Annotated in this window: 6 protein-coding genes; 2 read left to right on the top strand and 4 right to left on the bottom strand. The window is 71.3% G+C overall.

Going from position 1 to position 13332, the window contains the following annotated elements:
- The first annotated feature begins 9 nt into the window (after window positions 1-9).
- Complete coding sequence (gene fxsT / locus AB0M26_RS06020; protein WP_365255161.1) at window positions 10-2973, top strand: FxSxx-COOH system tetratricopeptide repeat protein; 2964 nt, start codon at window positions 10-12, stop codon at window positions 2971-2973.
- 115 nt (window positions 2974-3088) lie between these two features.
- On the opposite strand, the gene AB0M26_RS06015 is transcribed toward fxsT, so the two are convergent.
- The 4 genes from AB0M26_RS06015 to AB0M26_RS06000 form a co-directional block, all read right to left on the bottom strand.
- Window positions 3089-6928: a multifunctional oxoglutarate decarboxylase/oxoglutarate dehydrogenase thiamine pyrophosphate-binding subunit/dihydrolipoyllysine-residue succinyltransferase subunit gene (locus AB0M26_RS06015; protein ID WP_365255158.1), complete on the bottom strand. Its 3840-nt coding sequence runs from the start codon at window positions 6926-6928 to the stop codon at window positions 3089-3091.
- Window positions 6929-7135: 207 nt separating this feature from the next.
- Entirely contained in the window at window positions 7136-8221 is a 1086-nt protein-coding gene (locus AB0M26_RS06010; protein WP_365255276.1) for an ATP-binding protein, read from the bottom strand.
- Between the two features lie 62 nt (window positions 8222-8283).
- Window positions 8284-9030, bottom strand: a complete 747-nt coding sequence (locus AB0M26_RS06005; RefSeq protein ID WP_365255155.1) for a response regulator transcription factor — start codon at window positions 9028-9030, stop codon at window positions 8284-8286.
- A 94-nt stretch (window positions 9031-9124) separates the two neighbouring features.
- The gene (locus tag AB0M26_RS06000) at window positions 9125-9853 is read right to left on the bottom strand and encodes a spermidine synthase (protein WP_365255152.1); all 729 of its coding nucleotides are present in this window, start codon (window positions 9851-9853) and stop codon (window positions 9125-9127) included.
- A gap of 897 nt (window positions 9854-10750) precedes the next feature.
- Between AB0M26_RS06000 and lon the strand changes: the two genes are divergently transcribed.
- A complete protein-coding gene (gene lon / locus AB0M26_RS05995; protein ID WP_365255149.1) occupies window positions 10751-13162 on the top strand; it encodes an endopeptidase La in 2412 nt (803 codons plus the stop codon).
- Window positions 13163-13332: the final 170 nt, after the last annotated feature.

Below are 13332 nucleotides of genomic sequence, written 5' to 3'. Positions count from 1 at the left end.
GGGGGTTGCATGACCGACAGGCCCGAGCACGTCACGGTCGTCTTCGCCGGTCTCAGCCAGTCCTGGGCCGAGTGGATCACGGCGACGCTCGCATCGGCCGGCTGCTCCACCGGCATGGTCCGCTGGGACCCCGTACGCAGGGCCCCGTCGGCCGCCGCCATCACGGACCTGCTGGCCGAACGCGGGCGGGTCCTGCTCGTGCTCGACGACTGGTACCTCCGGTTCGACTCCGGGCGCAACGAGGAGTGGAGCACCGCACTGCGCCGGGCCGTGACGCAGGGACTGGGCCGGATCGCGGCGGTCAGCGTCACCACGCGGCCGCTCCCGGAGGCGGCCGCGATCGTCGCTCCGGTCGGTCTTCGCGGCCTCGTCCCCGACGACGCGCGGCGCCGTCTTCTGGCCTGCGTGGACCTCCCCGCGCCGGCGTCGGCGCGGGTGGACCTGGCGCGCAGCCCGCGCTTCCCCGACGACCTTCCGGAGATCTGGAACGCCCCGCGGCGCAACCGCCGGTTCACCGGTCGCGAGAAGGTGCTCGAACAGCTTCACGACGCATTCGCCGCGGGCGGCGACGCGACCACGTGCGTGGCCCTGCACGGTCCGAGCGGCGTCGGCAAGACACAGGTGGCCACCGAGTTCGTGCACCGCTTCGCAGGCGAGTACGACATCGTCTGGTACATCAGCGCCGCCGTCCGTGCCACGGCCCGCGAGAGCTATGCGGCGCTGGCGGAGAAGCTCGGCATCAGCACCGGTGACGAGGTCGGGCGGCTCATCGAGGCCGTCAGGGAGAGGCTGGGTTCCACCGGCCGCCGTTGGCTGATCGTCCTGGACGGCGCCGAGGAGCCGGAGGAACTGGAGGCCCTCGTCCCGGACGGCCGTGGCCACGTCCTCATCACCACGCGCCGCGCCACGTGGAGCCAGCAGGGCGCGGAACTGGTGGAGCTGGACCCCTTCCGGCGGGCCGAGAGCATCGCGTTCGTGTGCCGCAGGGCCTCCCGGCTGTCGGAGGACGAGGCGGACAGCCTGGCCGACGCCCTGGAGGACCTGCCGCTGCTGCTCGACCAGATGGCGGCCTGGCTCGACACCAACCCCACTGCCTCCGTGAGCGGCTACGTCGCCAACATCCGGTCCGGCAACCCGAACGATTTCGGCGTCCTGCCGTCCAAGGAGTACCCTCGCGGATTCCAGGTCGCCTGGGCCATCACGCTCAACACCCTCCGCGAACGCTCGCCCGAGGTCGACGAACTCCTCGGGCTCCTCGCGTTCTTCTCCCCGGACGTCGTCCCCGTACGGCTGCTGCAGTCGGCGCGGGCGGCCGATCTGCCGCCCCATCTGGCCGAGCTGGTGGCCGAGCCCAGCAGCTGGAACACCGCGCTGCGCACTCTCTCCGAGGCCACTTCGATGCGTCTGGAGTACGAGACCGGGCCGCGCCTGGACATCCTGACCGTGGGCACGCTGCGCATGCACCGGCTCTTCCACCGCTTCGTCCGCAGCAGCATGGCGCACAAGGAGCGCGTGAAGGCCTCCGCCATCGCCTGCCGCGTCCTGGTCGCCGCCGACCCCCGGTCCCCGGCATCGCCCCGGAACTGGGCGCGCTACGCGGAGCTGATCCCGCACCTGGAGCCGTCGGGTGCCCTGGACTCGGCCGAGGACGACGTACGCGACCTCGTGCTCAACTGCATCGAGTACCTGCGCACGCGCGGCGAGTACCACGACGGGTGGTGGCTCAGCCGGCTGGCCGTGGAGCGCTGGCGCGCGACGTCCGCCCCCACCGACCGCCGGGTGCTCGTCGCCGTCCACCAGCAGGCCAACATGCTCCGTCGGCTGGGCCGTTACGCCGAGGCGGAGACGGTCGGCCGGGAGGTGCTGCGCACCCTGGAGGAGGACCCGTCCGCCCGCACCATCGAGGTGCTGCGCGCCAAGGACGGGCTCGCCGGGACGCTGATGGCGCTCGCCAAGCACGGCGAGGCGACCGCCTTCTTCGAGGAGGCAGCGCAGGACGCCACCGAGGCGCTCGGCGAAAGCGTTCCGCGCACCCTGGCCATCCGCAGCAATCTCGCCGTCTCGCTGGGCCTCCAGGGCCGGTACGAGGACTCCCTCGCCCTCCACCGCACGCTCCTGGAGTCCCGGTCCGCCCTCCTAGGGAACCGCGATCCGCTCACCCTCAACTCCGCCCTGCACACGGCCTGGATGCTGCGGCTGCTCGGCCGCTACGAGGAGGCGCTCGCCATCCAGGACCACAACTGCCGTCTGCACCGGCAGATCCTGGACAAGAACCACACCCAGACCCTGCTCGCCGAGCACAACCTCGCCCTGTGCTCACGGCGCAACGGGAATCTTCAGTTCGCGCAGGCGCTGATGCGCAACGTGCGCGACCGTCTGATCAGCCGCCGCGGACAGCAGCATCCCGAGACGCTGATCGTGTCGGCCGACTTCGCCATGCTGCTGCGGCAGTCCGGAGAGCTCGACACAGCACGTGAACTGGCCGAATCCACAGCCAAGTTGTACGGCGCCCAGCTCGGCCGGGACCACCCGTACGCCATTGGCACCCATGCCAACCTGGCATTCGTTCAGGGCGAGGTCGGCGAGCACCGGGCGGCGCTGCGGACGGCGGAGCAGGCGCTGGACGCCATGGGCGGCGCCGTGGGAGCCGACCATCCCTGGACGGTCGGCTGCGCGCTCAACGCCGCGGCCGCACGTCACCGAAGCGGGGACACACCGGGTGCCATCAGGATGGGGCGCGAAGCTCTGGACCGGGCCCCGAGGGCGGTCGGCGAGCAGCACCCCCTGACCATCAACTGCAGGATGAGCCTGGCCCAGGACCTGCACGCCGCGGGCGAGACCGAAGAGGCGGACACGCTCCGGGCGGAAGCACTCGACACGCTCACCTCGCTGCTGGGCGAGGACCACGCCCATACTCGGGCGCTGCGCGAGGGCGTACGCCCGTACTGGGACTTCGAGCCGCAGCCGATCTAGCGCGGAGTGGAACAGCGGGCCCGGACAAAGCCGGAGGCGCGGCCCGGACAAAGCCGGAGGCCCGGCTCCGCGGTGGGCGGGGCCGGGCCCTTGAGGTTCGAGGCGTGAGCGCCGGTCAGATGTCGAAGACCTCGCCGACCAGGGCCTGCTGCTCCGCCTGGTGGCGCTTGGCCGAACCGACCGCGGGCGAGGAGGAGTGCGGCCGGGAGACCCGGCGCAGCCGCTCCTTGTGCGGGACGTCGGCGCCGACGGCCAGGTCCAGGTAGTCGATCAGGTTGATGGCGATGAACGGCCACGCACCCTGGTTCGCCGGCTCCTCCTGGGCCCAGACGAACTTCTCCGCGCTCCGGAACTTGGCCACCTCCGCCTGGAGTTCCGCACCCGGCAGCGGGTACAGGCGCTCGAGCCGGATGATCGCGGTGTCGCTCGTTCCGCGCTTGTCCCGCTCCGCCAAGAGGTCGTAGTAGACCTTGCCGGAGCAGAAGACGACCTTCCGGACCGCGCTCGCGTCGACCGTCTCGTCGCCGATCACCGGGCGGAAGCCGCCCTCGAGGAACTCCTCCGTCTTCGACGCCGCGGCCTTGAGCCGGAGCATCGACTTCGGGGTGAAGACGACCAGCGGCTTGTGGTGCGGGTTGTGGACCTGCCAGCGCAGCAGGTGGAAGTAGTTCGAGGGGAGGGTCGGCATCGCGACCGTCATGTTGTTCTGCGCGCAGACCTGGAGGAAGCGCTCGATCCGGGCCGAGGAGTGGTCCGGGCCCTGGCCCTCGTAGCCGTGCGGCAGGAGCAGCGTGACGCCGGAGGTCTGGCCCCACTTCTGCTCGGCGGAGGAGATGAACTCGTCGACGACGGTCTGGGCGCCGTTGACGAAGTCACCGAACTGGGCCTCCCACATGACCAGCGCGTCCGGCCGGGCCAGGGAGTAGCCGTACTCGAAGCCCATCGCCGCGTACTCGCTGAGGAGCGAGTCGTAGATGTTGTACCGGGCCTGGTCCTCGGAGAGGTAGAGCAGCGGTGTGTAGTCCTGGCCGGTCTCGCGGTCCACCAGCACCGCGTGGCGCTGGCCGAAGGTGCCGCGGCGGGAGTCCTGGCCGGCGAGCCGCACCGGCGTGCCCTCCACCAGCAGCGAACCGATCGCGAGGGTCTCGCCCATGCCCCAGTCGATCACGCCGTCCTCGACCATCGAGACGCGCCGCTGGAGCTGCGGCAGCAGGCGCGGGTGCACGGTGATCCGGTCGGGGATGTTGACCTGCGACTCGGCGATCCGCTTGACGACCTCGCGGGAGATGCCGGTGTCGACCGAGACCGGGAACTCGGCCTGCGGCTCCGGCACATGGGCCGGAGCCGGGTTCGACACGGCGTCGCGGACCTCGGTGAAGACCTTCTCCAACTGGCCCTGGAAGTCCTGCAGCGCCTGCTCGGCCTCCTCCAGCGTGATGTCGCCGCGACCGATCAGGGACTCGGTGTAGAGCTTGCGCACCGAGCGCTTCTTGTCGATCAGGTCGTACATCAGCGGCTGGGTGAAGCCGGGGTTGTCGGTCTCGTTGTGACCGCGGCGGCGGTAGCAGATGAGGTCGATGACCACGTCCTTGTTGAACGCCTGGCGGAACTCGAACGCCAGCCGTGCCACGCGGACGACGGCCTCCGGGTCGTCGCCGTTGACGTGGAAGATCGGGGCCTCGATCATGCGCGCCACGTCGGTGCAGTACATCGACGAACGGGACGCGGCCGGGGCGGCGGTGAAGCCGACCTGGTTGTTGATCACGATGTGCACGGTGCCGCCGGTGCGGTAGCCGCGCAGCTGTGACATGTTGAGCGTCTCGGCCACCACGCCCTGGCCCGCGAAGGCGGCGTCGCCGTGGAGCTGGATCGGCAGGACCGTGAAGTCCGTGCCCGCCTTGCCGATGATGTCCTGCTTGGCGCGGGCGACACCCTCGACGACCGGGTCGACGGCCTCCAGGTGGGAGGGGTTGGCGGTGAGCGAGACCTTGATCTGCTCGCCGTCCAGGCCGGTGAAGGTGCCCTCGGCGCCCAAGTGGTACTTCACGTCGCCGGAGCCGTGCATGGACTTCGGGTCGAGGTTGCCCTCGAACTCGCGGAAGATCTGGGCGTACGACTTGCCGACGATGTTCGCCAGGACGTTGAGACGGCCGCGGTGGGCCATGCCGATGACGACCTCGTCCAGGCGCGACTCGGCGGCCGAGTCCAGGACGGCGTCGAGCATCGGGATGACGGACTCGCCGCCCTCCAGCGAGAACCGCTTCTGGCCGACGTACTTGGTCTGCAGGAAGGTCTCGAAGGCCTCCGCCGCGTTCAGCCGACGCAGGATCCGCAGCTGCTCCTCGCGCTCCGGCTTGGTGTGCGGGCGCTCGACGCGGTCCTGGATCCACTTGCGCTGCTTGGGATCCTGGATGTGCATGAACTCGATGCCGGTGGTGCGGCAGTACGAGTCGCGCAGCACGCCCAGGATGTCGCGCAGCTTCATCATCGACTTGCCGGCGAAGCCCCCGACCGCGAACTCGCGCTCGAGGTCCCACAGCGTCAGCCCGTGCTCGGTGATGTCGAGGTCGGGGTGCTTGCGCTGCTTGTACTCCAGCGGGTCGGTGTCGGCCATGACGTGGCCGCGGACCCGGTAGGAGTGGATCAGCTCGAAGACGCGGGCGGCCTTGGTGACGTCGTCGTCGTGCGAGGCGTCGATGTCCCGGAGCCAGCGGACCGGCTCGTACGGAATGCGCAGGGCCTGGAAGATCTCGTCGTAGAAGTCGTTCTCGCCGAGCAGCAGCTGGTGCATGATCCGCAGGAACTCGCCGGAGGCGGCGCCCTGGATCACCCGGTGGTCGTAGGTGCTCGTCAGCGTCATGACCTTCGAGACGCCCAGGCGGTTCAGGGTGTCCTGCGAGGTGCCCTGGAACTCGGCCGGGTAGTCCATCGCGCCGACGCCGATGATGACGCCCTGGCCCGGCATCAGGCGCGGCACGGAGTGAACGGTGCCGATGCCGCCGGGGTTGGTCAGGGAGGCGGTGACGCCGGTGAAGTCCTCCATCGTCAGCTTGTTCGCGCGGGCGCGGCGGACGATGTCCTCGTAGGCCTGCCAGAACTCGAAGAAGTTGAGCGTCTCGGCCTTCTTGATGGCCGCGACGACGAGCTGGCGCTCACCGTTCGACTTCACCAGGTCGATGGCCAGGCCCAGGTTGACGTGCTCGGGCTTGACCAGGGTGGGCTTGCCGTCCTTCTCCGTGAAGGAGTGGTTCATCGACGGCATCGCCTTCAGCGCCCGCACCATCGCGTAGCCGATCAGGTGCGTGAAGGACACCTTGCCGCCGCGGGCGCGCTTGAGGTGGTTGTTGATGACGATGCGGTTGTCGAACAGCAGCTTCACGGGCACGGCCCGGACGCTCGTCGCGGTCGGCAGCTCGAGGCTGGCGTTCATGTTCTTCGCGACGGCGGCGGAGGGGCCGCGCAGCGTGACGAACTCGGTGTCGGCGGGCACTGCGGGGGCGGCGGCCTTGGCGGCCGGCTTCGCGGGCGCGGCCTCGGGCTTCGCCGGGGCGGCGTGCTTCGGCCCGGACGGCTTCGCCGGTGCGGGGGCGGGGGCGGGGGCTGCGGGCGCGGCCTGGGCGGTGGTGCCGTTGGCACCGGCGGCCGCGCTCGGGGCCGCGGGCACGGCCTCGGCCTTCGGGGCCGCAGCGGCCTGCTCGCCGGCGGGCGCCGCCGGGGCCTGTGTCCCGGCCGCCTGCGGCGGTGAGGCGGCCGCGGGGCCGGTCTCACGCCCCGGCTTGTAGTCGGCGAAGAAGTCCCACCAGGCTCGGTCTACCGAGTTCGGGTCCTGGAGGTACTGCTGGTAGATCTCGTCGACGAGCCACTCATTGGGGCCGAACGCTTCCGCAGGGGAGGACTTCCCCTGTCCGTCTTCGTCGGCCGAGAGACTCGAGGTATTGGGGGACTGTGGCGACACGGCGGCAACCGCCCTCTTCCGCTTCCTTAGATGGTGGACAGCGGAAATAAAGGCTACGCCTCTTACCGGACTGGTTGCAGGCCGGGCGGCCCAGTCGTCGTGCAAGTCACATTGATCGACTGGTTTCGGCGCTCGATGTGGCGGGAAACACGTCAGGTTACGCCCGGTCCGCCGCAACCGTCCTGGAACCTGGCGTTCGACCCTACGTCAGCCGTTCGCCCTGGGGCCGCCCGGGAGCATGACGCGTATGCGGCAGCCGCGAGGCGATTCGGCCACCCCGATGCTGCCGCCGTGGAGATCCACCGCCCAGCGCGCGATGGCCAGGCCCAGGCCCGTGCCGCCGTCGCTGCCCGGGCCGTGCGGGGTGGAGACGCCGCCGCGGTTGAAGCGCTCGAAGATGCGGTGCCGCTCGGACTCCGGGATGCCGGGGCCCTCGTCCAGGACCTCCAGGTTCAGGCTGTCCGGGCCGCCGGTGCCCCGCCGTGCGCGGAGCGTGACGCGGCCGTGCGGCGGGCTGTGCTTGACCGCGTTGTCGATCAGGTTGGCCACGACCTGGTGGAGCCGCTCGGCGTCGGCGTGCGCGGTCAGCTCCGGCGGTGAGACGTCGAGGTGCAGGTGGACGTCGGCGCGGGCGCCCGGGCCCCCGATGTGGGCACGGGCCGCGGCGGCCATGTTGGCCTCCTTCAGCACCCCGGACAGATACGGCCACACCTCGAAGCGCCGGACCCGCAGCGGCACGACCCCGTTGTCCAGCCGGGAGAGGTCCAGCAGCGTCTCGACCAGGCGCCCCAGCCGCTCCGTCTGCCGCAGCGCCGTCCGCATGGTCTCCGGGTCGGCCTCCGAGACGCCGTCGACGACGTTCTCCAGGACGGCGCGCAGCCCCGCGATGGGGGTGCGCAGCTCGTGCGAGACGTTCGCGACCAGCTCCTTGCGGTGCCGGTCGACGGCCTCGAGATCAGCGGCCATGTGGTTGAAGGTCTCGGCCAGATCGCCGAGCTCGTCCCGCCGTACGGCCTGGACCCGCCGGCTGTAGTCGCCGCCTGCCATCGCGCGGGCGGCGGTCTTCATCTCGTCCAGCGGCGAGGTCAGCCCGTGCGCGACGAACTGGGTGATCAGCATGGTGGCGATGATCGAGAAGATGGTGACGATCCGCAGCTCTGTGGAGGTGCGGATGGCGACGAAGACCAGCAACGTCGTGATCGTCACCGAGATGATCACGAGGGCGCCCAGGGCTGCCTTCACCGATCGGTACGGGTCGAAGGGGCGCAGGGCGTCCCAGGTCCGGGCCCACATCCGGGACCACAGTCCGGGGTCCACGGGCTCGGGCGGCCGGTTGTCCATGGGCGGCGCGCCGGTCAGGTCGCCGGGGTCGCCGGGGTCTCCAGCGCGTAGCCGACCCCGTGGACGGTACGGATCCGCTCGGCGCCGATCTTGCGCCGCAGCGCCTTGATGTGGCTGTCGACGGTCCGGGTGCCGGACGCGTCCGCCCAGTCCCAGACCTCGGCGAGGAGTTGCTCGCGGGAGAGGACGGCGCGCGGAGTGTTGGCGAGGCAGACCAGCAGGTCGAACTCCGTCGGGGTCAGATGCACGTCGTCGCCGCGCACGCGCACGCGGCGCTGGGCGTGGTCGATCTCCAGCTCGCCCAGCCGGAGTATGCCGGTGCGGGGGGTGCTGGCGGCCTGGGTGGCCCGCTCCACGCGGCGCAGCAGCACATGCACCCGGGCGGCGAGTTCGCGCATGGAGAACGGCTTGGTCATGTAGTCGTCGGCGCCGACACCGAGGCCGACCAGCATGTCCGTCTCGTCGTCCCGGGCGGTGAGCATGAGGACGGGAACGGGACGAGAGGCCTGGACGCGCCGGCACACTTCGAGCCCGTCGAAGCCCGGCAGCATCACATCGAGGACCAGCAGGTCGGGCTGCCAGGCCTCTGCGGTGTCCACCGCCGCGGGGCCGTCCTGTGCGGTCTGCACCTGGAAGCCCTCGGCGCGCAGCCGCACCGCAATGGCGTCGACGATCGTCTGGTCGTCCTCGACGACCAGGACGCGGCGCTGGGCGCCGGGAGTGGCCGTGTTGCCCGCCACGCCGTTGTGAGTGTGCTCCATCGCCCGCCCCTGCATTTTCCCCGTGTACCTGCCGAGCCCTTGCCTGCGTTCCGTCACTGCACGGAGCAGGGTACGGGCAGGGTGCGCACCTCGGCTACGCAGGCGTAGGAGGCCGTACGCAGAGGTGGACGGCATCCGGGACACCCCGGGCAACAGGGATCTCTTCCGTCCTTACGTCATCGAAACCGGCATTTCGAAGAGCTTCCTCGAAGGCTGCCGACGGTTTCGCGGACCACACGGCGAGCACGCCGCCGGGCGCAAGGCGCTCCCGGCAACTGGCAAGTCCCGAAGGGCCGTAGAGGCTGTCGTTGTCCTCGGTGACGGTCCAGTCCGGCCCGTTGTCGATGTCCAGGCACAGCGCGTCGTACTCCGTCACAGCCCCAAGGGCGTGGGAGGTGTCCCCCTCGGTCGTGCCGCGCAGGTGGGCGGTCAGGTCGGTGCGGAGGATCACGCTCCGCGGATCGGAGAGCGCATCGGCGGAGATCGCCGCCAGTGGTCCGGAGAGGTGCCAGTCGATGACGGCCTGCTCGCGCTCCACGACGGTGATGCGGCCCCAGCGGGGCTCCGCGGCGGCGTGGGCGAGGGAGAAGCCGACGCCCAGACCGCCGATGAGCAGGGACGGTTGCGCGCGGTCCGGGGGGAGGGCGGCGAGTGCCGCGTCGACCAGCAGCCGCTCGGAGCGCCCGTCGGAGGTGTCCATCAGGAAGCAGCCGTTGGCGATGATTTCGAAGTGCTCGGCGCGCCGGCGCAGCACCACCTCGCCGTACGGACCGTCCCGGCGGTCGAGGGTGACCGGCGCGGCGGGGACGGGGGGCAGAGGCATGGGATGCGGTCTTCCTGGGGCACGGGCTGGGTACGCGGTGGGGCGCCGATGCCACCCAGGGTAACGATACGGCCCCGAAGCGGTCCCCTCCCACGTCTGCGAGGGCTCAACGAGGCGTCGGAGGGCCGCTGTTGACGGGAGGGGGGAGGGCGGGGCGCAGGGAGGGCGGGCCGCGGCGCGGCGGGCCGGCCGACGTGACGGAAGTCATAGGGGATTCTTGGCCGGTATGAGGGGGATGGCAGGGGGTCGGTCCGGCCCGAAAGCCCTCGGCGTCACGCTCCGTTTGCCCCACTGTCACGCTCCGGTGATACGGCTGCGGCGTCACGCTCCGGTGATGCGCCTGGGGCCGGAACCGCGTCGGACGCGGCTCCGGAACCCCCGCCGCCCCGCGTCGAGCCGCCCTGCGGCGTCGAGCGGGACTGCCAGTGACGACGTGCGCTCGGTCGGCGCGGGACTGCCAGTGACGACGTGCGCTCGGTCGGCGCGGGACCCGAGCCGACCGAGTCCGTGCGGCACCCGAGCCGACCGAGTCCGTGCGGCGCGGGCGAAGCCTGAGCCGACCGAGTCCGTGCGGCGCGGGCGAAGCCTGAGGCGATCGAGTCCGTGCGGCGCGGGCGAAGCCTGAGGCGATCGGGTTCTGGCCGCACAGAAGGGTGGAGTCGGCGTCCGACTCGGATCCGCGCCGTAGGCCGCGGGCCGGGCGGCGTCCGCGGCCCAGCCGGTCGCGAGGCCCCGCACCGTCTTTCACCTGCACGAACGGATGCCCATCGGTATGCGCCCCGGCGCACCACCCCCGCGTAAGGGTGTGATCGCTCACAGCGAACGGCCCATGGGAACAGCTGGCCACCTCCGCGCATTGAGTCAGTAACGCTCAACTTGAATGCCGAAGGGGAGATCATGGCTTCGACGTCCACATCGCTCACTCTGCCCGTGCTGCCGCTCGATGACGAGGTCGTCCTGCCCGGCATGGTCGTGCCCCTCGACCTGTCCGACGCCGAGGTGCGGGCCGCCGTCCAGGCGGCTCAGGCCGCAGCCCGATCTTCCGGCGGCAAGCCACGGGTGCTGCTGGTCCCACGGATCGACGGCACCTATGCCGCGGTCGGCACACTCGGCACGATCGAGCAGGTAGGCCGGCTCTCCGACGGCGACCCCGGCGCGCTGATCCGCGGCGTGAGCCGGGTCCGCGTCGGGGCCGGGACCACCGGGCCCGGGGCGGCGCTCTGGATCGAGGGCACCCGCATCGAGGAGGTCGTCCCCGACCCGCTACCGGGCTCGGTCACCGAACTGATGAAGGAGTACAAGGCCCTGGCCACGAGCTGGCTGCGCAAGCGCGGAGCCTGGCAGGTCGTGGACCGCGTCCAGCAGATCGACGACCCGGGCCAGCTCGCCGACAACTCCGGCTACTCGCCGTTCCTCACCCCCCAGCAGCGCGTCGAGCTCCTGGAGGCCACCGACCCGGTCGCCCGGCTGAAGCTCGCCACCGCCTGGCTCAGCGAGCACATGGCCGAGCAGGACGTGGCCGAGTCCATCGCCAAGGACGTCCAGGAGGGCGTGGACAAGCAGCAGCGCGAGTTCCTGCTCCGCCGACAGCTCGAGGCCGTCCGCAAGGAACTGGCCGAGCTGAACGGCGACCCCGAGGACGAGTCCGACGACTACCGTGCCCGGGTCGAGGCCGCCGACCTTCCCGACCACGTGCGCGAGGCCGCGCTCAAGGAGGTCGACAAGCTGGAGCGGGCCTCCGAACAGAGCCCCGAGGGCGGCTGGATCCGCACCTGGCTCGACACGGTCCTGGAGATGCCCTGGAGCGAGCGGACCGAGGACGCGTACGACCTCCCCGGGGCGAAGTCCGTCCTCGACGCGGACCACGCCGGGCTGGAGGACGTGAAGGAGCGGATCACCGAGTACCTGGCCGTGCGCAAGCGGCGCGCGGACCGCGGGCTGGGCGTCGTCGGAGGCCGCCGCGGAGGCGCGGTGCTGGCGCTCGTCGGCCCGCCCGGCGTCGGAAAGACCTCGCTCGGCGAGTCCGTCGCGCGCGCCATGGGGCGGAAGTTCGTCCGCGTCGCGCTCGGCGGCGTACGGGACGAGGCGGAGATCCGCGGTCACCGGCGTACGTACGTCGGCGCCCTGCCCGGCCGGATCGTCCGCGCCATCAAGGAGGCCGGGTCCATGAACCCGGTCGTGCTGCTGGACGAGATCGACAAGGTCGGCTCCGACTTCCGCGGCGACCCGGCCGCTGCGTTGCTCGAAGTGCTCGACCCGGCGCAGAACCACACGTTCCGGGACCACTACCTGGAGGTCGAACTGGACCTCTCCGACGTGGTGTTCCTCGCCACGGCGAATGTCCTGGAGGCGATCCCGGAGGCGCTGCTCGACCGTATGGAACTGGTCAGGCTGGACGGCTACACCGAGGACGAGAAGGTCGTCATCGCCCGCGACCACCTGCTCGGGCGCCAGCTCGACCGGGCGGGCCTGGAGCCCGGCGAGGTCGTCCTGGAAGACGGCGCGCTGCGCAGGCTCGCGGGGGAGTACACCCGTGAGGCGGGTGTACGGAACCTGGAGCGGGCCGTGGCCCGGCTGCTCCGCAAGGTCGCGGCCAAGCACGAACTCGGCGAGCAGAAGCTGCCGGTGACCCTGGGCCCGAACGATCTGCGCCAGTGGATCGGACGTCCGCACCACGTGCCGGAGTCGGCGCAGGACCCGGAGGAGCGGCGCACCGCCGTACCGGGTGTGGCGACCGGCCTGGCGGTCACGGGCGCGGGCGGCGATGTCCTCTACATCGAGGCGTCGCTGGCCGATCCCGAGACCGGCGGCAGCGGGCTGCAGCTCACTGGCCAGCTCGGCGAGGTCATGAAGGAGTCGGCGCAGATCGCGCTCTCGTTCCTGCGCTCGCACGGGGCGGAGCTCGAACTGCCCGTCGGGGACCTGAAGGAGCGGGGCGTGCACCTGCACGTGCCGGCCGGGGCGGTTCCCAAGGACGGGCCGAGCGCGGGCATCACGATGACCACCGCTCTGGCGTCGCTGCTGTCGGGGCGGAAGGCCCGCACCGATGTGGCGATGACGGGTGAGGTGTCGCTGACCGGCAGGGTGCTGCCGATCGGCGGGGTGAAGCAGAAGCTGCTGGCCGCGCACCGCGCCGGGGTCACCACCGTGGTGATCCCCAAGCGGAACGAGGCGGATCTGGACGACGTGCCCGCCGAGGTGCTGGAGAAGCTCGACGTGCACACCGTCAGCGACGTCCGCCAGGTACTGAAGCTGGCTCTGGAGCCCGCCCACAGCGAGCCGGAGTCGGAGGTCCCGGTCGCGGCGTGACGGACGCCGGCCGGGTGTGATGCGGCCCCCTTCCCGCGCGGGGAGGGGGCCGCATCCCTCGCGGGCGAGGGCGGCTTCCCGCGCGGGGCAGGGCCGCTTCCCGCGCGGGAAGGGGGCCGCGTCCAGGTTCGGGGCGCGAAGTCCCCGCGTACCGGCGGGGAGCGCCGCAC

This window comes from Streptomyces sp. NPDC051776 (genome assembly GCF_040681345.1).
Classification (GTDB): domain Bacteria; phylum Actinomycetota; class Actinomycetes; order Streptomycetales; family Streptomycetaceae; genus Streptomyces.
The sequence above is the reverse complement of the archived record's forward strand: the minus strand, read 5'-3'. Positions and strand labels throughout refer to the sequence as shown.